At 68.7% G+C, this 19,117-nt stretch carries 25 protein-coding genes and 1 pseudogene; 15 read left to right on the top strand and 11 right to left on the bottom strand.

Annotated features, from left to right (window positions below):
- Positions 1–5 precede the first annotated feature (5 nt).
- Positions 6–290, bottom strand: coding sequence for a hypothetical protein (locus tag DI276_RS40860; protein WP_232837259.1), 285 nt, complete (start codon positions 288–290; stop codon positions 6–8).
- On the opposite strand from DI276_RS40860, the gene DI276_RS53535 reads away from it, so the two are divergent.
- Positions 229–363, top strand: a complete 135-nt coding sequence (locus DI276_RS53535) for a LuxR C-terminal-related transcriptional regulator (RefSeq protein ID WP_408610623.1) — start codon at positions 229–231, stop codon at positions 361–363. The genes DI276_RS40860 and DI276_RS53535 overlap by 62 nt on opposite strands.
- Positions 364–571: 208 nt before the next feature.
- On the opposite strand, the gene DI276_RS40870 is transcribed toward DI276_RS53535, so the two are convergent.
- Positions 572–718, bottom strand: a complete 147-nt coding sequence (locus DI276_RS40870) for a dsRBD fold-containing protein (protein WP_112274101.1) — start codon at positions 716–718, stop codon at positions 572–574.
- Between the two features lie 207 nt (positions 719–925).
- On the opposite strand from DI276_RS40870, the gene DI276_RS40875 reads away from it, so the two are divergent.
- The 6 genes and pseudogenes from DI276_RS40875 to DI276_RS40895 all read left to right on the top strand — a co-directional run bounded on the left by DI276_RS40875 (position 926) and on the right by DI276_RS40895 (position 3,077).
- The gene (locus DI276_RS40875) at positions 926–1,219 is read left to right on the top strand and encodes a hypothetical protein (protein WP_157985287.1); all 294 of its coding nucleotides are present in this window, start codon (positions 926–928) and stop codon (positions 1,217–1,219) included.
- On the top strand, positions 1,198–1,770 hold the full coding sequence (locus DI276_RS40880; RefSeq protein WP_112273986.1) for a CBS domain-containing protein: 573 nt from the start codon (positions 1,198–1,200) through the stop codon (positions 1,768–1,770). Before DI276_RS40875 ends, DI276_RS40880 begins: the two co-directional genes overlap by 22 nt.
- Before the next feature lie 19 nt (positions 1,771–1,789).
- Positions 1,790–1,945, top strand: a complete 156-nt coding sequence (locus tag DI276_RS53540) for a universal stress protein (RefSeq protein ID WP_112273988.1) — start codon at positions 1,790–1,792, stop codon at positions 1,943–1,945.
- A 43-nt stretch (positions 1,946–1,988) separates the two neighbouring features.
- Positions 1,989–2,183, top strand: a pseudogene (locus tag DI276_RS53545) (universal stress protein); the annotation flags it as partial.
- A 32-nt stretch (positions 2,184–2,215) separates the two neighbouring features.
- The gene (locus DI276_RS52770) at positions 2,216–2,422 is read left to right on the top strand and encodes a hypothetical protein (RefSeq protein WP_232837260.1); all 207 of its coding nucleotides are present in this window, start codon (positions 2,216–2,218) and stop codon (positions 2,420–2,422) included.
- A 94-nt stretch (positions 2,423–2,516) separates the two neighbouring features.
- Positions 2,517–3,077 carry a CBS domain-containing protein gene (locus DI276_RS40895; RefSeq protein ID WP_112273991.1) on the top strand — a complete coding sequence of 187 codons (561 nt, stop codon included), beginning with the start codon at positions 2,517–2,519 and terminating at the stop codon, positions 3,075–3,077.
- On the opposite strand, the gene DI276_RS40900 is transcribed toward DI276_RS40895, so the two are convergent.
- From DI276_RS40900 to DI276_RS40925, 6 genes are all read right to left on the bottom strand, one after another.
- Positions 3,060–3,527 (bottom strand): hypothetical protein, encoded by a 468-nt coding sequence (locus tag DI276_RS40900; RefSeq protein ID WP_112273993.1) that lies wholly within the window; start codon positions 3,525–3,527, stop codon positions 3,060–3,062. The genes DI276_RS40895 and DI276_RS40900 overlap by 18 nt on opposite strands.
- Positions 3,528–3,643: 116 nt before the next feature.
- Positions 3,644–3,898, bottom strand: coding sequence for a DUF4342 domain-containing protein (locus DI276_RS40905; RefSeq protein WP_112273995.1), 255 nt, complete (start codon positions 3,896–3,898; stop codon positions 3,644–3,646).
- A gap of 82 nt (positions 3,899–3,980) precedes the next feature.
- Positions 3,981–5,063: a carboxylate-amine ligase gene (locus DI276_RS40910; protein WP_112273997.1), complete on the bottom strand. Its 1,083-nt coding sequence runs from the start codon at positions 5,061–5,063 to the stop codon at positions 3,981–3,983.
- Positions 5,060–5,290: a hypothetical protein gene (locus tag DI276_RS40915; protein ID WP_112273999.1), complete on the bottom strand. Its 231-nt coding sequence runs from the start codon at positions 5,288–5,290 to the stop codon at positions 5,060–5,062. The genes DI276_RS40910 and DI276_RS40915 overlap by 4 nt, the downstream gene beginning before the upstream one ends.
- 398 nt (positions 5,291–5,688) lie before the next feature.
- Positions 5,689–5,871, bottom strand: a complete 183-nt coding sequence (locus DI276_RS40920; protein WP_112274001.1) for a hypothetical protein — start codon at positions 5,869–5,871, stop codon at positions 5,689–5,691.
- Positions 5,872–6,153: 282 nt separating this feature from the next.
- Positions 6,154–8,241 (bottom strand): PEP/pyruvate-binding domain-containing protein, encoded by a 2,088-nt coding sequence (locus DI276_RS40925; RefSeq protein ID WP_198681220.1) that lies wholly within the window; start codon positions 8,239–8,241, stop codon positions 6,154–6,156.
- Positions 8,242–8,348: 107 nt separating this feature from the next.
- On the opposite strand from DI276_RS40925, the gene DI276_RS40930 reads away from it, so the two are divergent.
- Positions 8,349–8,687: a PadR family transcriptional regulator gene (locus tag DI276_RS40930; protein WP_112274005.1), complete on the top strand. Its 339-nt coding sequence runs from the start codon at positions 8,349–8,351 to the stop codon at positions 8,685–8,687.
- Positions 8,669–9,295, top strand: a complete 627-nt coding sequence (locus DI276_RS40935) for a permease prefix domain 1-containing protein (RefSeq protein WP_112274007.1) — start codon at positions 8,669–8,671, stop codon at positions 9,293–9,295. Before DI276_RS40930 ends, DI276_RS40935 begins: the two co-directional genes overlap by 19 nt.
- Before the next feature lie 358 nt (positions 9,296–9,653).
- Here DI276_RS40935 and DI276_RS40945 read toward each other — a convergent pair whose 3' ends face one another.
- On the bottom strand, positions 9,654–10,745 hold the full coding sequence (locus DI276_RS40945; RefSeq protein WP_332874750.1) for a phosphoribosyltransferase family protein: 1,092 nt from the start codon (positions 10,743–10,745) through the stop codon (positions 9,654–9,656).
- Here DI276_RS40945 and DI276_RS52775 point away from each other — a divergent pair.
- On the top strand, positions 10,665–10,868 hold the full coding sequence (locus DI276_RS52775; RefSeq protein WP_232837262.1) for a hypothetical protein: 204 nt from the start codon (positions 10,665–10,667) through the stop codon (positions 10,866–10,868). The genes DI276_RS40945 and DI276_RS52775 overlap by 81 nt on opposite strands.
- A gap of 13 nt (positions 10,869–10,881) precedes the next feature.
- Here DI276_RS52775 and DI276_RS40950 read toward each other — a convergent pair whose 3' ends face one another.
- Entirely contained in the window at positions 10,882–11,784 is a 903-nt protein-coding gene (locus DI276_RS40950) for a hypothetical protein (RefSeq protein ID WP_157985289.1), read from the bottom strand.
- A gap of 630 nt (positions 11,785–12,414) precedes the next feature.
- Between DI276_RS40950 and acsA the strand changes: the two genes are divergently transcribed.
- A complete protein-coding gene (gene acsA / locus DI276_RS40955) occupies positions 12,415–14,106 on the top strand; it encodes an acetate--CoA ligase (RefSeq protein ID WP_112274013.1) in 1,692 nt (563 codons plus the stop codon).
- Between the two features lie 116 nt (positions 14,107–14,222).
- Here the strand turns inward: acsA and DI276_RS40960 are convergent, their stop codons facing one another.
- A complete protein-coding gene (locus DI276_RS40960; protein WP_112274103.1) occupies positions 14,223–14,624 on the bottom strand; it encodes a hypothetical protein in 402 nt (133 codons plus the stop codon).
- 167 nt (positions 14,625–14,791) lie between these two features.
- On the opposite strand from DI276_RS40960, the gene DI276_RS51610 reads away from it, so the two are divergent.
- From DI276_RS51610 to DI276_RS40980, 4 genes are all read left to right on the top strand, one after another.
- Positions 14,792–15,370, top strand: coding sequence for an Rv1733c family protein (locus DI276_RS51610; RefSeq protein WP_232837263.1), 579 nt, complete (start codon positions 14,792–14,794; stop codon positions 15,368–15,370).
- Positions 15,371–15,375: 5 nt separating this feature from the next.
- Positions 15,376–16,287: a universal stress protein gene (locus DI276_RS40970; RefSeq protein ID WP_198681222.1), complete on the top strand. Its 912-nt coding sequence runs from the start codon at positions 15,376–15,378 to the stop codon at positions 16,285–16,287.
- 205 nt (positions 16,288–16,492) lie between these two features.
- A complete protein-coding gene (gene ctaD / locus DI276_RS40975; protein ID WP_112274019.1) occupies positions 16,493–18,214 on the top strand; it encodes an aa3-type cytochrome oxidase subunit I in 1,722 nt (573 codons plus the stop codon).
- A 58-nt stretch (positions 18,215–18,272) separates the two neighbouring features.
- Positions 18,273–19,067, top strand: coding sequence for a RibD family protein (locus DI276_RS40980; protein ID WP_112274021.1), 795 nt, complete (start codon positions 18,273–18,275; stop codon positions 19,065–19,067).
- Positions 19,068–19,117 lie beyond the last annotated feature (50 nt).

Consider the following 19,117-nt stretch of genomic DNA (forward strand, 5'->3'; position numbering starts at 1 on the left):
GGGGCCTAGGTCCTGCGCGAGCCGGGACCGTTGGGACGCTGACGGGCGATCAGGACCAGGCCGGTGCCGACGAGCAGGGTGAGCAGCCCGCTCAACGCGAGCCGCGTGACGCCGGGTCCGGTCGCGGCCAGTTCCGGTACGCCGCTGGGCGGAGCGGCTGCCGGAGGTGGGCCGTCACGCGAACGTGAAGTGTTGATCCACGTCGCCCGTGGCATGACCAACGCCGCTATCGCCCGCGCCCTTTGGCTGAGCAACAGCTCCGTCAAGGCCCACGTCAGCCGTATTCTCATCAAACTTCGCTGCGACAGCCGCCTCCTTGCCGCGCTGATGGCACACGACGCCGGTTTGATCAATCGTCCGTGAGGCTCGTCCGAGCCTTCCGTGGCAATGGTGACGGTGGTGCCCGCCAGGGCGTCCAGGCTCATCACGGCCTGTGGGGCGCCAGAACTCTGCAGTCGCCGCTGAGCTGCGGGCATTGGGGAGGGCACCGACCTGCGCGGGAACAGGATCGTGCCGAGCGTCATCATGACGATCCCACCCCAGCCCATCGGGGTGCCGCCGTCGTACCACATCACGTCCGCCTCGCTGGGTTGAGCCGCGCCTTCCCGACGCCGACCAGGTGAGTCGCGTCCGACGTGTGCAGCCGGGCCTCGGCCCTGGTCTGGCTCTCGTGCTCGTCGATGAGGACCTCGACACTCCACTTCTTGGCGGTGCTCATGAAGCCTCCTCGTCCCGGGGCCAGGTTGGTGCTCCGCGTGAGGGCGGGCGCAGAGTCCAAGGGCCCGTGCAGGGCGAGCCCGATCGCCCTGTCGACTGTGCGGCCGCAGGCATGATGGTCGACGCATGACCTGGAACCCTGCGGAGGCAGCGGTGGGCGGGTACCGAACTGCACCGCGTCGCCGACGACACGCTGATCGTCGTCACGGTGGGAGACGGGCGTCCGGACCACGTGCGGGGCGGGGCGGCACTGCAAGCAGCGGTGCTGGCGGCCCGTTCGACGGGCGTGCGGGTGCGGCCGATCATCCACCTCATGCACCGCCAGCAGTGGCGGGCCGGCCTGATCGAGCAGCACGAGCTCGCGAGCTTCCCGCAGGCCCTGTTGCACGTGGGTGCCAAGGACCCGAACGGCGCGGGACCAACGACCGCGTCCTCGGGCGCGGCGCGTTCCTGGCGTCGAAACCTGAAGGGAGAAGCGCCATGCGCGCTCGCGACATCATGACCAGCCCGGCGATCACGGTGAAACCGGAAGCAACCGTGCACGAGGCCGCGGCATTGCTGGTTTCGCAAGGCTTCACCGCGCTACCGGTCGTCGACGACGACAAGAGGCTGATCGGCATCGTCACCGAGGCCGACCTGCTGCGCAACGGCTACAGCGACGAGGCAGGCGTCTCCCGCGTGGGCGACGTGATGACCGCACCGGTGGTGGCGATGGAGGGTGACGCGCCGACAACGGTCCTGGCGCGGGCGATGGTCGCTGACCGCGTGCGTTGCCTTCCGATCGTGGATGGTTCCAAGGTCATCGGTGTGGTGACACGGCGTGATCTCGTGCGCGCACTCGCCCGGACCGACAAGGCCATCACCTCCGAGGTCCAGCACGTGCTCGACCTCTACAGCGGCCGAACTCGCAAGTGGACGGTTGTCGTCAAGGACGGTGAGGCGACGATCAGTACCGATGGCACCGAGGAGAAGACCAGACGCGTTCTTGCCAAGCTGGCTCGCTCCGTACGCGGAGTGCTCGATGTGCGCGTGCTGACCGGAGGAGAACGATGAAAGGACCAGCCGCCCGGTCCTGGTCGGTGTCGACGGCTCGTCCTCGGCTCTGGCTGCGGTGAAGTGGGCCGCCCACGACTGTGCTCGTCACCACGCTCCGCTGCGGTTGGTGAACGGCTACTCGGTACCTGCCCGCGGACACCTCGAGATGGTGTTGACGGGCAACGAGATCTGACAGGCGATCGAGGACCAGGCCTACAGGTGGCTGACCGGGGCCGCTGCGGCCGCGCGCCGCTGCGCCCGACGTGGACGTGACCACAGAAAGGGTTTGCCTGTGCGGAACGAGTCTGCTGATCGACGAGTCGCGGAGTGCGCGGCTGATGGTGGTCGGTTCCCCGGGACTCGGCAACGTCACCGGGCTGCTCGTCGGCTCGACCGCGGTCGCCCTGGCGTCCCACGGCAGGTGCCCGCTGGTCGTGGTCCGCGGCACCGAAGTGCCGGGAGATTGGCGATCCTGCTCGTGGGTGCCGGACTCGCCGCTGGGGTGGTGCGCGCGCTGCGGACTGGTGACGCCGGCCAGGTCGGCCGAGTGCTCGTCGGCGCGCTGGTGCAGGTACCGGCGGCGTGGGTGCTGGATGGAGTCGCGGTGGCGCTGTTCGGCGTCGTCGGAGGCGATCTTGCGGGGTACGGCTGGTACGACGGTCCTGCCTGAGCAGGCGACAACCGTGCCGCAGGGACCTATGTCACGACGGAGAGATGGCTAACCGCACTGCCCGACGAGACGTGAACGACAGAGGCTCAAGGGTATGAACGCTGCAGATGTGATGACCAGCCCGGCGATCGTGGTGAATCCCACCACCACGGTCCGCGCGGCGAGCGCGCTGCTGGGTGACCACGGGTTCTCCGCCCTACCCGTGGTGGACGACGACGGCAAGCTGGTGGGAATCGTGTCGGGTGCCGACCTCCTGCTCGCGGGCATGACGCCGGAGACCTCGACGGAGCCGGTGGCGCGGTTGATGCGCAAGGCGGTGATCAGCGCCCCGACGACGGCGACGCCTGCGGAGCTGACGGCGATCATGTTGTCGCAGCGGCTGCGGTGCTTGCCGATCGTGGCGGACGGGCAAGTGCTCGTCGGGGTGGTGAGCCGCAGCGATCTGTTGCGCATCCTCACTCCCGCTGACGCCGTACTCGCAGCACGAGTCGACGCGGCGTTGCGGGCCTACAGCGGCGGTCCACGATGGACGGTGTCGGTGCGGGAGGGCGAGGTCAGCGTGGCCGGTCCGTTCGCGGACGTGGCCGAGCGCAAAGTGGTCGAAGCGCTGATACATACGGTCCCCGGCGTGCGGGGATCACGGGTCGCCTCCTGAGGGACGACGATCCCCTGGTCGCTGGCTCCGCGCCGCTGACCGCAGTGCCCGCCGCGCGAGGCTGAAGTGCATGAGCGACGACGAGCTGCCTCCGTTCGTGGTGGGCGTCGACGGATCACCGGCCGGTGCAGCGGTGTAGCGGTGCTCGGTGTCGTGAACCGCGAGGACCTGCTGCGCGTGCTGACGCCGCAGGACGCGGTCAACGCGGCCAAGGTGAGCAGGGTGCTGGTTTCCGCCGAACATCGCGATCGGTGTGCGGGTTCCGTGATGCGTGCGCGACCCGACGAGCACGGCGACTCCGACCCCGGCGAGCACCGTGGGCGCCAGGAGGTCGCCGGTGGTCCCGTCGAGTGTGCCCGCCAGCAGGACGAGGCCGAGCGCCGCGATCACAGCAGACCCCAGCGACACCCTTTGCTGCGCCACCATCGCGATGACGCCGAGAACCACCACGGCGGCCGGCTACCAGTCGGCGATGACAGGACCGGCGTGGAGCACGTCGACCGCGTCGAGGATGCCGAACACACCGAGTGCGAGCAACACCAGCCCGACCCACAGCCGCACGGGTTTCACTGCTGTTCTTCCTGCCGCTCGACCTCGATCGACCAGTCGTTCGCGAGTGCGGCGATGGCACCGATGGCCGTCACGACAGGTGCGGCGATCGCGGCTACCACACCGGCGGTGACCGGGATCTCCATCACGGTGTGCCCCGTGTCGTTCTTGATGATCAGGCGCCGGACGTTGCCCTCGTGGATGACCTGCTTGACCTTCTCGACGAATGCCTCGCCCCGAAGGCGGTTCTCGGACTTCTGTTCGATGGGCATGGTCCGCTCCCTTCCACGACCACGATGTCTCGGTGCGTGGTGGTGGGGCAGTGACCTTCGGTCATGTGTGAGGGGTCGTCGGTCACCGCCGGCAGGACGGCGTCACGGCGAGATGGTCGACGACGGCACGGAGGTCGCCTCGGTCGCTCAGCAACTGGCGCTGTCTCGTGGCGCCACCGCCGCACTTCCGCAGCCACGACAGGCATTGCTCGACGAAGCCGAGGTCTCCCGCGTCGCGCAGCGCGGGCCGTACGTGGGACACCAGTCGCTCGACCAGGTCCCAGCCCGTGCACTGCCGGCCGGACGCGGCGTCGAGGCACCGGCCGTCCAGCCCCGCCATCGCGGCTCGGGCACACGCGGCCCGCAGCACCGCGTCCGGGGCGCATTCCCTTGGAGTGGAAACCAACGCCGTGCTCACCAGCGCTCGCGTGAGCGCGGCCTGCAGCAGTGCCTCATCGACGGTCGTCGCGACATCCGCGATTCGCACCTCGACGGTCGGGGCGTGCCGGGACGGGCGGACGTAGAAGTAGATCATTCCGGGATCGAGGATCACCTCGGCGTCGACCAGCCGCGCGACGAGATCGTCGTAGTGGGCGGCGCTGCGAAAGTGAGGTGGCACACCGCAGACCGGCCAGCGCGACCACACGGCGGTTCGCCAGCTCGCGTGCCCGGTGTCCCTGCCGTCGAAGAACGGCGAGTTCGCACTCAGCACGAGCAGTGCGGGCAGCCACGGGCGGATGTGGTTGCTCGCCAGGATGGCGTGGTCCGCGTCCGGTACACCGACGTGAACGTGACATCCGCAGACTCCCTGGTCCTCGGTGAGCAGGCCGTAGGTCGCGACCATGTGCTGGTAGCGCTGGTCGAAGGACAACGGAGGCGGGCCCGGCCGCCCCAGCGGTGGTGTGCCGCTCGCGATGAGCAGAGCGCCGTGGCGGCGGGCCGCGCCTGCCAGCGCGGTACGGCCCCGGTCGAGCTCCCTCCGGAGCGACGCCAGGTCGGTGCACACCCGTGACGCGAACTCGGCTTGGGTGGCCGAGAACTCCCCGTGGAAGTTCACATCGGACAGTTCGGCCACGATCGTGGAACCGGCGGGCAGGGGGCGTCTGCTGGCGGCGTCGACGACGAGGTACTCCTCCTCGACGCCCAGGGAGAGGGCGGCGATCATGCGCTGGGTAGGGCGGACGTGGCGAGGTGACCGCTGAACCATCCGCGCGCCAGCGCGGCGAGCACCGTGGTGCTGCAGTAGACCAGGGCCGGGTGGCCTGGCGCCGCCTGCGGCAGCAAGGACGCCGCGACGACCGAAGTGATCACCGCGCCGAGCGTCGACCAGTGGACGCCGACCGCGATACCGCGCAGCCGCCCGAGCGGAGTAGAAGGCAAACGGGTGTTCATGGATCCAGCGTCCCGACTTCGGTCGGTGCTGGGGCAGAGACCGAGGTCCGTCGTGCTCGCGGCAATGGTCCCGCATCAATGCCCACTTCGGGACTCGTCGCCACGCTCGTCATGTGGCGGGGCAACAGGACCAGGAGGGAATCGGCCGCACCCAGCTCTTCCCCGTCGAAGGTCGTCGCGGTGCCGCGGTCGGTGCCGAACACTGCGGCGGTCAACCGCTTGTGCGCCGACGAGGGCCTCGGCTGGTCGACGTGGTTCGGTTGCGTCCCACCGACTCGGACTCGGACTGATCGGTGAAAGCGAAGGCCGCCAGGAAGAAGTTCATCGACGAACACACCCAGGAGGAGAACGGGTGGATCGCCGGGTTCACGGGCGACATCATCTCCTCCCGGATGCCCTCACTCGACGAACCGCTCACGCATCAGGTGCGGACATCGCAGCGCAGCGAGAACACCATCAGCGGCAGGCCGACAACAGCGGGCAGGAACCAGAAGGTCAGGGGGCAGCAGCTGCCACAGCGGCAGACGTGGACCGTCGTCGACGTAGAACGCGGTCAGCATGGCGATGTACGAGCCGCCCATGCCGACGATGTGCCAGGCGAGCCAGCGCGTCCGTCGAGCGGCGACACCCGTGGCGGCCGAGGTGATTGCGACGACGCCCGGTGCGGCCAGGTGCCCACAGGTGTCCCCAGTCGGACACGGCGATCGCAGTACCCGTCAGTGCGACACCTGCAAGCCCGGCCGGGTAGAGCCAGCCCCGGCGCGGGTGTCGGCCGGAGCGCTCGGGGCTCAGCACGGCCGCGGCTCCGGCGATCGTGGCTGTGAGACCCAGCAGAACATGGCAGGCGATGAGGACCTGCATGATCACCAACTCACGACGCCGGTGGTGCCGTCCACCGTGACGATCTGGCCGTCGGACAGCACGCGTGTGCCGTTTCCGGTTCCCACAACCGCGGGGATGCCGTACTCACGGGCAATGAGTGACGCATGGGCTGCGAGGTTGCCTCCATCGGTGACTACCGCCGCAGCGACCGCGAAGAGCGGAGTCCACGCAGGGGTGGTCGTCGGCGCCACGAGCACCTCGCCGGCGTTGAACCGGCCGAGCTCATCGGGGTCGTGCAGGATTCTGACTCGGCCCGTGGCACGTCCTGGACTGGCAGGTTGGCCGATGACCGTGTTCCCCGCGACAGCTGGTGGGCTGTGGGCGGCGCCGGCCTTTGCCATGACGGCGGCGATCATGCGGGATGGTGTGCCCAGCTGCAGTGGTGCCGCCAGACGACGTTGTCGTTGCCAGGCTGCGCGACGCTGCTCGATCGCCGCGTCTGCGGTCCCGTCCAGTTCGGCGCGGATGCAGAAGAAGACGTCGGTGGGATCACCGGTGGCGAGTTCCTCGCCAAGACGAAGAGCGGTCTGGCGCAGCACTGGCCAGCCGAGCGTGAGATCGCGTGCCTGCTGCTCACGGATCACGGCGTAGCGTTGCGCGACATCGAGCAGCGCGTCGAACTTGGTGCGCAACGAAGGTCGGTCGGCGAGCGCGGCCCGGCATCGGCGCTCCGCCGCTTCACGAACTGAGGCCGTCCGCTCCCGCCGAGATTCGTCCACCGCGGACTGTTCTGTCGTCGGGTGGTACCAGTCGAGCGAGTACACCGCGTGCAAGGGCAGGTCGGTCTCGATGTCCGACAGCCCGGCCAGCAGCGCGGCCACGCCGTCGGGAAGCTGTGCGGCGAGGTGTCGCCGGGCGAAACGTGCTAGCGCGGCTTCCATCTTCCAGGCGGCGCCTCCGACGACCGCCAGCAGCCACAGGTACTTTCCCGCGGTGGTGGCGATATCGTCGACTGTGCTGTCCGCGTTGTCTGCCAGCTGTCGGTAGCGCGTGTGCAGTTCGGTCCATCGGGCGTGGAGTTCGCGGAGCAGCGCGGTGTCGGCGGCCGGCGGATTCGTCAGCGGCTGCACCAGGGCGTGCCGTACGAACTGCAGCAGTGTGAACCGACCCTTGAGGACCGCACGGGCCAGCCGTGCGGGAGTGATGATCGGGTGTGGAGTTGTGTAGTACCAGCCGTGGACAAGTTCGTGGCCGAAGGGAAGCGAGGTGCCGACAGTCGCCTGCATCTCGTCGTTGAACCCGGTGATGATGCGGGGGAGGACCCAGTCCGCGAACAGTGGTGTGAGCGGTTCTGGCAGCCATTCGCCGAGTCGGAAGTTGCGCTGCCACAACCCAGGTCCGGGTGCGTGCCAGTCGACCGGATCAGGCAGGGCTGTCATGGGTCGCGCCTGCAGCAGGAACAGCTGCCCGTTCGCGAACGCCCACTCGATGTCCTGCGGCCGCCCGAAATGAGCCTCGACTCGCCGAGCCAGCTCGGCGATCGCGAGAGCCTGATCGGCATCCATGGCCTGTTCGATCATGCGCTCGCACCGCGCGGCGCTGCCTCGAACCGTCCACTGATCGCCGATGGCTTCGCCACCGACGAGCCGCTCTCCCAGACCTCGCACCGCGGTGATCACGGTGTCGTCCCGGTCGCCGGTGAGCGGGTCGGCGGTGAGCGCCACTCCCGCAGCGTCGGCGTTGACCATCGTCTGCACCAGCACCGCCATCTGAGTGGGCGAGTCCCGGTACGCGGTGACGCGCGCCGCGGTCGCCGAAGCTCGGCAGGCGCGAACCGCGTCGGGAAGCCCGTCGCTCTGCACGTTGAGGTACGACTCGTACAAGCCGGCGTACGACGCGTCCGGAAGATCCTCTGCTGAAGCCGACGAACGCACCGCGAACGGCCCATCACCCAGCCGCCTGGCGGCGTCGTGCAGTGCGGAGTCGAGATCTTCGGTGGGGTGCGCGGGCACCACGAAGCCCGGTGGCACGGGGAAACCAGCTGCGGCCAGTTCCGCCAACGTGCCCGCTTTGCCGCCCACGATCGCGCGGTCAGCTTTTGCTACGTGAGGCAAGTCCAGGATATCCACGACCGCCACCGCCTATAGCTAGCATTGCTATATGTAGCGATGCTACTCTAAGCCTTTGAACAGGCAAGTCGTCACTTCGCTAGCGCGCTGGAGTAGCATTGCTACCTATGAGGCCGGAGGCGCTCAAGGGACACCTGGACGCGTTGCTGCTGGCGGTCCTGGAAGCAGGTCCGCAGCATGGCTACGCGGTGATCGACACCGTGCGCGAGGGCAGCGGCGGCACGTTCGACCTGCCGACCGGCACCGTGTACCCAGCGCTGCACCGGCTCGAGCGCTCCGGATTCGTGCACAGCCGATGGGACACCGTCGGTGGTCGACGCCGCCGCACCTACGAGCTGACGTTGGCCGGACGGCAGGCGCTGATGGCCGAACGGGACGTCTGGGACACCTTCTCAACGGCGGTGTCGGCGTTGTTGGCGAGGCGACCATGGCCCACGACCTCGTGACCATCGAGGACTACCTGTCCGCCCTGGCCACTCGCCTTCCCGGCTCGCGTCGAGCACGTAACGCGGTGCTCGACGAACTCCGCGACGGCTTGTCCGAACTTGCCGCCCGCTACAGGGACAACGGCCGCCCATCGCGAGCGGCCGCCGAAGCCGCGGTCGCCGACTTCGGCACCGTCGATCAAGTCGCCGCCGCCTTCGCCGGCGAACTGGTCACTCGGCAGGCCCGCCAGATCATTGCCGCGCTCATCGTCACCGGCCCTTTCGTGGGCGTGTGGTGGCTACTCCTGCTCACGCCTGCCGGTGTCCCCACACTGCCGTTGATCGGCGCGGCTGTCCTCACCGGCCTTCTGGTGCTCGCAACGACCGGTGGCCTGACCCGGTGGCTGCCCTCCACAGCTCCCGCCCGCGCTCTTACCGGCGCGACCACGGTCGTGGTCATGTGCATCGCCGGCGACATCGGCGTGGTCACCACCTTCGCCGTCGGCTCGAATGCGGGCTTCAACGGGCTGGCTGCCGTGGCCGTAGGGGCGAGCCTGGTGCGGCTCGGCTGCAGCGTGCACTTGCTGCGGGCGTGCCTGGGCGCCCGTCGGGCGCTCGACTCGGCTTGAGATCGGCGGCAGGAATCCAGAGGAAAGGCGGTTGCTGATCGGCCTTTTCGGGTTCGCGGCTCTGTCCACCGTCATTCTCAACAAGGCGATGGGCCTGGTCGTGGTGCTCACTGCGCTGCCTGCGCGGATGGCCACGGTGTCGATCGCCGAACTCGGTGCTCACTGGACGGTCGCGCCAACCTGCTCGCCGGGAGCGTGGGCGGGCGCGGCCTGGGCGGTGCGGATGAGCAGCAACGCCGCCCCTCCGGCGCGTTCGATCAGCAAGCCCTCAGGCCATCCCCGCGACCGGCAGCACGAACGGTGTGGACGCTCGTCACCCACCCGGACACCGTCTCAAGAGGACGTCCGCCCCGGTGCATCACCTCACACGTGGCCGATCCTGGTCGGTCGTGAGATGGGTCAGGAACCAGTCGCGGGCGAGCCGCGCTGCTTCGTCGAGGGTTCCTGGTTCCTCGAACAGGTGGCCGGCGCCGGGGACGACGGTGAGTTCGCTGGGGCAGCGCAGGTGTGTGCGGGCTTCGCGGTTGAGGTCGAGCACGAGGGGGTCGTGACTGCCGACGATCAGCAATGTCGGGGTGCGCACCCAGGGCAGTCGGTTTCCTGCGAGGTCGGGGCGGCCGCCGCGGGAGACGACGGCGGTGATGTCGGTGCGCGGGTCGGCGGCGGCTCGCAGTGCGGCGGCGGCGCCGGTGCTGGCGCCGAAGTAGCCGATCCGCTGGTGTTCGCAGCCGGGTTGGGTGCGCAGCCAGGCGGTGGTGTCGACGAGGCGGTGGGCGAGCAGCGGGATGTCGAAGACGAGGCTGCGTCGGATTTCCTCCTCTGGGGTGAGGAGGTCGAACAGCAGTGTGCCGAGCCCGGCTTGGTTGAGGATCCTGGCGACGTGGCGGTTGCGGGGGCTGTGCCTGCTGCTGCCGCTGCCGTGCGCGAACACCACGAGTCCGGCGGTGTCGCGGGGCATGGTGAGGTGGCCGCCGAGAGGAACTCGCCCGGCGAGCACCTCCACGTCCTCGTCACGGGCGGGCGGATCGGCCTCGGTGGTCACCGGGTCCGGGACGGCGGCCGACTCGGTGGCAAGGCGCAGCAGTTCCACGACCTCGGCGTCGGTGGTCTGCCGGAAGTCGTCGTACCACTGGCCGACGGCGAAGAACCAGGACGGAGTCTCCAGGCACACCACGTTGTCCGCTTCGGTGCGCAGCGCGGCGAGGGCGTCGGGTGGGGCGACCGGCAGCGCGAGGATCACCTGCGCGGCTCCCTGTGCTCTGGCCACCTGGCATGCGGCGCGGGCGGTGGAGCCGGTCGCGGCGCCGTCGTCGACGACGATCGCGGTGCGGCCAGCCAAGGAGATCCGGGGGCGGTCGCCACGGAAGTGGTGCGCGCGGCGGTCGAGCTCGGTGCGTTCGCGCGCTTCGACTCCCTCCAGCTCTACGGGCGTGATCCGGCAGGCGCGCAGGACACGCGGGTCGGTTCCGGGTACACGACGTCGCGGTATCTGGAGCCCGGCGCGGCCCATGTCTCGTTGCCGGTCCGAGTGTTGGTCGTGGAGAACGCGTCGTCGCCGGGCGGCGCTGGTTGAGGACATTGCTGCTTCAGCAGGCCATGATCTGGACGGCCCACGTGCCGTCGGGACGGAGGTCCGCGGTGAAGTCGACGGCGGCGTCACCTCGACCGATGGCCCCGTCGCCGTCGGGGTTCCAGGCGACGACCCCCCATCTGATTTCCGGTAGCTCGGTGAAGAGCACGCCGCCGCGGGAGTCGCAGCCGCGGTTGGCGATGTCGACGTACTGCACGCGCAGCAGCGTCTCGGCGACCAGCCGGGAGTCCTTGGGAACGGCGGCGATCGGCGGGGTTTGGGCGGCGATGGCTCGGGTCGCTGCGAGGTCCGCATCAAAACGTGCCGCCGCGGCATGCCCATTGCCCAGTTCGCGCAGCAGGGTCTTGGTGGAGTCGTGTGGTGGGCCGGGCGGTGTGGTCTCGAACGAGTTCATGGCGTTCCGGCGAGACGCCAGATCGCTGTAGACCAGGATCACCGACTGCTGCAGATCGTGGGGCAGGCCAGCGGGGATGGCTCGGGCGGCTGGAGCCAGGTCCGCGGCGGTCACCAAACGCGCGACCTCGGGTCCGATGCCTGCCCAAGGTGGACCGGCGGCGTTGATGGCGGCGGCCGCGTCGTGCAACTGCTTGTCCAGGCTGGCCGCTGCGGACAGGAACGCTGCGAGATCCTCGACGGCACTGGGCCGGTTCGTGGTCGCGGTGATCGTCGATGTCGCGGTCGTCTGGCCAGTCGTGGTCGGAGCCGGGCCAGTCGGTGACGGGTCCTGCGCACCAGGCGTGACGTTCCGGTCGCCGCGCAACATCACGAGCAGGGTGACGGTGCTGATGATGATCGTGACTACAACGGCTGCGGCAATGACGACGCCACGTCGAGTGCTGTGCCCGCGTGGTTGCTTGTCCTGCGCAGGTAAACGGCGGTCAGGTTCATGTTTCGTCATGACTCCAGCCTGAACTCGCCGCGCAGGCCGCTACAGGGCTGACGGTCCGGCGGTGCTTGGCCCAAAGTCCCAGTGCGGGGCCCCTTCCCAAGTCCCGCTGGCGCGCGCACTCCTTGTGCCGCACGACCGACGCCGGACATATTCCGCGTCTCGAGGCAAGTCCCGGCCGTGGTGACCGACAACGGCTGAGCAAAGCGCTGTGCCCCAGCGTGCCGACCGCATCATCACACCACGTCTTCTCGATGAAGTTGTCGACCGGGATCAGGGGATGCGAGAGACGTTGGCAGACAGGCGAAAAACGATGGCGAGGGCCTTCCGGCTACCAGGCGGAGGACGTTCGGTTCTGAGCGCCGATTCTCGTCAGCGGTCGTATTGAGGCGTGGATACGGCGGTGGAGCGGCGGAGGGCACATGAGTTGTTCGTGTGCACGGAGACGGTACTTCCGTTCGTTCGCCCTGTGGTCGCGGACTCGTGGCTGAGGTGCGTCACGGCGTGCGTGAGTCGGGACGACCGCCGTCCCTGTCTCGCCGGGACTGTCGGGCGGTGGGGGCGGGTTCCGCGGACCGATGTCGGGCACACCGAGGACCTTCGTCCTTGCTGTCCGGACCCGTGCCACTCCAGCCTGGAGGCATGGGTTGGGAACCGATCAGGAAACGTCCTGCCGGGACTGTGACGCCGAACCTGCTGGATTACGAGCGAACCTGCTCGGACTTCAGCTGGGAGAGTGCGCGGCGGCAGCTCACCGGTTTGCCCGGTGGTGGGCTGAACATGGCGTACGAGGCGGTGGACCGGCACGCGGCCGGTCCGTTGCGGGACAAGGTCGCGTTGCGTTGCCGGGATCGCGCAGGGCACACCACGGAGCTGACCTACGACGAACTCAGGCGTGCCACCAACAGGTTCGCGAACGTGCTCCGGTCACTGGGTGTCGGCAAGGGTGATCGCGTGGCGACGCTGCTCGGTCGAGTGCCGGAGCTGTATGTCACGGCCATCGGCGCGGTGAAGAACACGAGCGTGTACGCGCCGCTGTTCTCCGGGTTCGGGCCGGAGCCGGTGCGGGAACGCCTGCGTCTCGGTGACGTCCGGGTGCTGGTCACGACGCCGCAGTTGTACCGGAAACGGGTTGAGCAGTTGCGGGATTCGTTGCCGGCGCTGGAACACGTGCTGGTGATCGGCGACGCCCTGCCCGGCACCCGGTCGTTCGCCGAGGTGATGGCGGAAGCGAGTGACGAGTTCACCATCCCGCCGACGTCACCGGACGACATGGCGCTGCTGCACTTCACGAGCGGCACCACGGGAAAGCCCAAGGGTGCGGTGCACGTGCACGGGGCCGTGCTGGCGCATCACGTCACCGCCGCCTACGCGCTCGACCTGCACACTGACGACGTCTACTGGTGCACGGCGGATCCAGGCTGGGTGACCGGTACCTCGTACGGCATCATCGCGCCGCTCACGCACGGCGTGACGATGATCGTGGACGCTTCGGACTTCGATGCGCACGGCTGGTACGAGGTGCTGCAGGACGAACGCGTGACGGTCTGGTACACCGCGCCGACCGCGTTGCGCATGCTGATGCGCTCCGGTGCCGAGCTCGCCAAGCGGTACGAACTCTCGGCGTTGCGGTTCGTCGCGAGCGTCGGAGAGCCGCTGAACCCGGAAGTCGTGGTGTGGGGCCAGGAAGCGCTGGGCCTGCCGGTGCACGACAACTGGTGGCAGACCGAGACCGGCGCCATCATGATCAGCAACTACGCCGCGGAGGACATTCTGCCCGGTTCGATGGGCCGGCCGATGCCCGGCGTCGAGGCCGGGATCGTGATGGGCGACGGCGGACGCGTGGTGGAGGTGCGCGACCCGGAAGCGGTCGGCGAGCTGGCGCTGAGGCCGGGCTGGCCGTCGATGTTCCGCGGCTATCTGCACGATGACGGGCGCTACGCGAAGTCCTTTGTGGATGGCTGGTATCTCACCGGTGACCTGGCCCGCCGCGACCCCGACGGCTACTACTGGTTCGTCGGCCGGGCCGACGACGTGATCAAGTCGGCGGGCCACCTCGTCGGGCCGTTCGAGGTGGAGAGCGCACTGATGGAGCACCCGGCGGTTGCCGAGGCGGGGGTGATCGGCAAGCCAGACTCCGTCGTGGGCGAGGTCGTGAAGGCGTTCGTGACGTTGCGCGAGGGCAACGATCCGACCGAGGACCTGCGGACCGAGCTGATCGCGTTCGGCCGACGGCGGCTGGGTGCGGTGGCGCCCAAGGAGATCGCGTTCGACCAGCACCTGCCGCACACCCGCAGCGGCAAGGTGATGCGCAGGCTGCTGAAAACGAGCTGATGCGGCCCGAGTTCGCCGACGACGAACTGGGGGCGCTGGAGTCCGAGGGGTCGTGCCCAGACGTTCGGCTCCGGTCCACTCGCGACGGTCGTGCTGGACCTGCTGTCCTTGCCGATCTAACTCGTGAGCGCGACGACGGTCGTCTGATCGGCGAAGAAGCCCTGGGCCGCGGCGAGGCTCGCCCGGCACGCGCGGACGATCTGCTGGGTGGCGGCGCCCCTGGGAATTTGGTGGCACTTTTCGCAGCACACCAGGACGTCACCGGTCAGCTCGTTGACGCCGACCGAGGCAGTCGACGAGCAGTCGCGGCACCAGCGGTGCCCGGTGACCTTGATGACGTGGTCCGCGGAGTGCACGCAGTGGTGCAGCCACCGGCGGTGAAGCCGGCAGGAGACGCGCTCCAGCGGGTTGAGGCCGAGTTCCTCTGCCGCATCCTCCTCGGCGAGCATCGCGGCCAGGCGACGGTCGCGGACGTCCGCGTAGCGTTCCTGGCCGGTGATGAGGAGGGGCGTGGTCATGGCGTTCTCCCTGGATTCGAAGTCTGTTCCAGACTTCTCCCGCGCACCGGCCGCGAACACCGCACTGGGACTCCACTTCGACTGAGACCACGTGCTCGTCGGTGTCGAGACGTTGGTCCCTGGGGATCGCCGCGTCCACCCGGAAATCTTGGCACCGGAGGTGGACCATGACCGCGAGACCGATGACCAGACTCGTCCATCAGGCCTTCCCCCACCGCAACGAGCTCGCGACGACCGGCGACCGGATCGAAGGCGTGCTGCTGGCGCTCGGCGTCGCGGTGTCGCTGCTCGCGGTTCCGGTCGCGGCTGCGACAGGTTCCGAGACGTACGCGAACGATCGGGCGCGGGTTGCCGTCGAGCACGTGGACGCCTTCCTGATCGAGAATGCACCGATCACGATCGGCTCAACCGAACGCGGTGGCGTCGTCGAGTCGGCACCCGTCCTCGCGAGGTGGCGGCTGCGGGACGGCAGCACCCGCGAAGGTGTGGTGCAGGCGCACTACGACGCGAAGGCCGGCGCCACGGTGCCCGTCTGGATCGACGAGAGCGGCGGGGTGACGGACCCCCCGATGACGAACTCAGGCGCCGCGGTCAACGGGATCATCCTCGCCTTCCTGCTCTGGAGCGCGGTAACGGGCGCGATGGCGCTGCTGTACGTGGCGACGAGGTTCACGCACACGCGGATCCGGCTGCACCAGTGGGCGAACGAGTGGCAGCGGATCGCCCCGGACTGGACCGGACGGTGAACCGGGTGACCGTTCCGATCGGACATTCGAACGTGGTGGTCGTCGGCCTGGACGGTTCGGACTCTGCCCAGCGGGCCGTTGCCTGGGCGGCGCAGGAAGCCGTCCGGCGCGATGCGTCACTGCGCATCGTGCACGCCGAGCTGCCACTTCCCGCCGACGCGCTCGACATGACAGGCATGGCCCGCAGCGCGCTGCACGACGAGGCCATGGCATGGGTGCAGAAGGCCATCTCGGAGGCGAACGAGGTCGCGCCGGGCGTCGAGGTCCAGGTGCGGGTCGAGGTGAACACGCCCGCGTGGCTGCTAGAGCAGGAGTCGGCGGCCGCCGCCCTCGTCGTGGTGGGATCGCGAGGCCTCGGCGGCTTCACCGGTCTGCTGCTCGGTTCGGTCGCTGTCGCGTTGTCGTGCCACGCGAAGTGCCCGGTGGTCATCGTCAGGGGCGCCGATCCAGTGCTGGACGGACCCGTCGTCGTCGGGGTCAACGGTTCCCCGCAGAACTGGCACGTGCTGGACCGGGCGTTCGAGGAAGCCGTGGCGAGGGGCACCTCACTGGTCGCCGTGCACGCCTGGCGCCCGCCGATGCGCAACGCGCGGATTGCCGAGACCGTAGGCATCGTGTGGTCAGAGCTCGACTCCGTCCGCCACGCGCTCGTGAAGCAGCGGCTGGAGGCCTGCGCGGACCGGCATCCCGGCGTGCGGGTCGAGTCGCACGTCGTGCACGGCTCACCCGCCCAGCGGCTCGTGGAGCACTCCGAAGGCGCCTCACTGCTCGTGGTCGGGTCCCGCGGCACGGGCGGCCTCAGAGGGCTGATGCTCGGTTCGACGAGCCAGTCGGTTCTGCGCCACGCACTATCGCCGGTGCTTCTCGTGCGACCCGGACTGGACGAACAGACGGACGAGGCTCTCCTGGACGGTTAGCGCGCGGCGAGGACGCCCAGGACCAGCGGAACCGTGGATCGGGATGTGTTGGTCCTGGCCGAGTCACCGAGGTGGAGGCGAGGACCGGTGACCTGCGGCATGCGAACAGGAAGGTCCCCAGGCCGAAGTGACCTTCGGCCCTGAAGGTTCGCTTCCGCCCGGTCGACCCTGTCGGAGTTCCCCTCGGACGACACTGGAGAGATCCGTGACGGCACTGGTTCCCACCCCGATCGAGGTTCGGCCTGGCCCCGCGCGCACGAGGCGCAAAGGTTCGGCGTTGCTGGGGTTGTTCCGCACCACCGACCACAAGCAGATCGGCGTCATGTACCTGGTCACCACGTTCGCCTTCTTCATGGTGGGCGGGGCGATGGCGATGCTGATCCGGGGCGAGCTGGCGCGGCCGGGTCTGCAGTTCCTGTCCGCGGAGCAATATAACCAACTGTTCACCATGCACGGCACGGTCATGCTGCTGCTCTACGCGACGCCGAGTGTGTTCGGGTTCGCCAACTTCGTGCTGCCGCTGCAGATCGGCTCACCAGACGTCGCGTTCCCCCGGCTGAACGCGTTGTCGTTCTGGCTGTTCCTGTTCGGCGGGCTGCTGATGCTGGGCGGGTTCGTCACGCCGGGTGGCGCCGCCGACTTCGGCTGGTTCGCGTACGTCCCGCTGTCCGGCGCGGAACATTCGCCCGGGGTCGGCGCGAACCTGTGGATCGTGGGTGTCGCGGTCGGTGGTCTTGGCACGATTCTCGGCGCGGTCAACATGGTCACGACCGTGGTGTGCCTGCGCGGTCCCGGTATGACGATGTGGCGGATGCCGGTCTTCACCTGGAACATCCTGGTCACCAGCATCCTGGTGCTCGTCGTCTTCCCGATCCTGACGGCAGCGGGGTTCGGCCTGTTGGCGGACCGGCTGCTCGGGGCGCACGCCTTCGACCCGGCCAACGGGGGAGTCGTGCTGTGGCAGCACATGTTCTGGTTCTTCGGCCACCCCGAGGTGTACATCCTGGCGCTTCCCTTCTTCGGCGTGATCTCCGAGATCGTCCCGGTGTTCTCCCGCAAACCGGTCTTCGGCTACAAAGGACTGGTCTGGGCGACGCTCTCGATCGCCGCGCTGTCGCTCGCGGTGTGGGCGCACCACATGTATGCGACAGGCGCGGTGTTGCTGCCGTTCTTCGCGTTGCTGACGTTCCTCGTCGCCATTCCGACCGGGATCAAGTTCTTCAACTGGATCGGCACGATGTGGAGGGGGCAGCTCACGTTCGAGTCGCCTATGCTGTTCTCGATCGGGTTCCTGGTGACCTTCCTGTTCGGCGGGCTGAGCGGCGTGCTGCTCGCCGCGCCACCTCTGGACTTCCACGTCTCGGACACCTACTTCGTGGTGGCGCACTTCCACTACGTGCTGTACGGGACGATCGTGTTCGCGACCTTCGCCGGGATCTACTTCTGGTTCCCGAAGATCACCGGCAGGATGATGGACGAACGCCTGGCCAAGCTGCACTTCTGGACAACGTTCGTCGGGTTCCACCTCACCTTCCTGGTGCAGCACTGGCTCGGCAACCAGGGCATGCCCCGCCGCTACGCCGACTACCTCGCCACGGACGGCTTCACGACGCTCAACACGTTGTCGACCATCGGTGCCTACGTTCTCGGCGCCTCGACGCTGCCGTTCATCTGGAACGTCATCAAGAGCTACTGGTACGGCGAGGTCGTCACGGTCGACGACCCGTGGGGCTTCGGCAACTCGCTGGAGTGGGCGACCTCGTGCCCGCCGCCGCGGCACAACTTCACCGAGCTGCCCCGAATCCGTTCCGAGCGGCCGGCGTTCGAGCTGCACCACCCGCACATGGTCGAGCGGGCCTGGCGTGAGGCGCGCGCGGGTCTCACTGGTCGGCAACGGCCCGGCGACGATCACGACGACCACGGCTGAGCCGTGGCCGATGTGCTGCCTTCCGCGGATTGTCGGTGGCGAGTGACAGGATGCGATCATGACTGACGAAATGCCCGACGGGGAACAGGAACTCCGGAACTCGCGGGGACGGCCGCGGGTCATCGCCCACAACTCGAGCTCGGTGGACGGGCGGGTCACGTTGTCGCCGGGCGTGCTGCTGATGACCGACGAGCGCTGGCCGGTCTACAGCGGGTCCGGGTACGCGGACGTCAAGCGGCGCCATCATCCCCAGGTCATTCTGGAGGGCAGTGGATCGTTCGTCACCGACCACCAGGAGGTTCCGGAGTTCCCGCCGTCGAAGGAAACGGCTCAGGAACTGCGGCAGCACCACCTTCCGGACCACATCACCGCGCTGGCGACCGACGGGTGGCTGGTCGTTCCGGACAGCCGCGGGCGGGTCCGCTGGGTCTACAAGCAGTTCCCCGGTCCGGACTGGAGCGGATGGCATCTGCTCGTGCTGGTGGCGGAAGCGACGCCCCTGGAATACCTGTCCTACCTTCGGCACGAGGGAATTCCCTACCTGCTGACCGGTGATCGTCACGTCGATCTGGAGACGGCACTGGACGAGCTCGGCGGCCGGCTCGGAGTCCAGACCGTCGTCTCCACCGGTGGCGGACGCCTGAACGGGGCGCTGCTGCGCGCCGGGCTGCTGGACGAGATCGAGATCGAGTTCGTGCCGATCGCCGTCGGCGGCACGACCACCCCCGCCCTGTTCACCGCCACCGACCTGCCGCCAGCCGCATCGCCGACGCCGCTGCGGTTGATCGAGGTCGAGCAGCGCTCCCGCGATCGAGTGCTGTTGCGCTATCAGGTCCTCGACCACAAGAGCTGACGTGATCACGCGACTGGAGGAGGACCTCTACCCGGCACCCGTCTGACCGA

It is taken from the genome of Lentzea terrae (assembly GCF_003265345.1).
Taxonomy (GTDB): domain Bacteria; phylum Actinomycetota; class Actinomycetes; order Mycobacteriales; family Pseudonocardiaceae; genus Lentzea; species Lentzea terrae.

Bases quoted from the DNA above. Each gene is read 5' to 3' on its own strand.
- DI276_RS40860 (WP_232837259.1), bottom strand. From the start codon at position 290: ATGAGAATACGGCTGACGTGGGCCTTGACGGAGCTGTTGCTCAGCCAA.
- DI276_RS40870 (WP_112274101.1), bottom strand. From the start codon at position 718: ATGAGCACCGCCAAGAAGTGGAGTGTCGAGGTCCTCATCGACGAGCAC.
- DI276_RS40880 (WP_112273986.1), top strand. From the start codon at position 1,198: ATGCGCGCTCGCGACATCATGACCAGCCCGGCGATCACGGTGAAACCG.
- DI276_RS40895 (WP_112273991.1), top strand. From the start codon at position 2,517: ATGAACGCTGCAGATGTGATGACCAGCCCGGCGATCGTGGTGAATCCC.
- DI276_RS40905 (WP_112273995.1), bottom strand. From the start codon at position 3,898: ATGCCCATCGAACAGAAGTCCGAGAACCGCCTTCGGGGCGAGGCATTC.
- DI276_RS40910 (WP_112273997.1), bottom strand. From the start codon at position 5,063: ATGATCGCCGCCCTCTCCCTGGGCGTCGAGGAGGAGTACCTCGTCGTC.
- DI276_RS40915 (WP_112273999.1), bottom strand. From the start codon at position 5,290: ATGAACACCCGTTTGCCTTCTACTCCGCTCGGGCGGCTGCGCGGTATC.
- DI276_RS40920 (WP_112274001.1), bottom strand. From the start codon at position 5,871: ATGGGCGGCTCGTACATCGCCATGCTGACCGCGTTCTACGTCGACGAC.
- DI276_RS40930 (WP_112274005.1), top strand. From the start codon at position 8,349: ATGAGGCCGGAGGCGCTCAAGGGACACCTGGACGCGTTGCTGCTGGCG.
- DI276_RS40935 (WP_112274007.1), top strand. From the start codon at position 8,669: ATGGCCCACGACCTCGTGACCATCGAGGACTACCTGTCCGCCCTGGCC.
- DI276_RS40950 (WP_157985289.1), bottom strand. From the start codon at position 11,784: ATGACGAAACATGAACCTGACCGCCGTTTACCTGCGCAGGACAAGCAA.
- acsA (WP_112274013.1), top strand. From the start codon at position 12,415: ATGGGTTGGGAACCGATCAGGAAACGTCCTGCCGGGACTGTGACGCCG.
- DI276_RS40960 (WP_112274103.1), bottom strand. From the start codon at position 14,624: ATGACCACGCCCCTCCTCATCACCGGCCAGGAACGCTACGCGGACGTC.
- DI276_RS51610 (WP_232837263.1), top strand. From the start codon at position 14,792: ATGACCGCGAGACCGATGACCAGACTCGTCCATCAGGCCTTCCCCCAC.
- DI276_RS40980 (WP_112274021.1), top strand. From the start codon at position 18,273: ATGACTGACGAAATGCCCGACGGGGAACAGGAACTCCGGAACTCGCGG.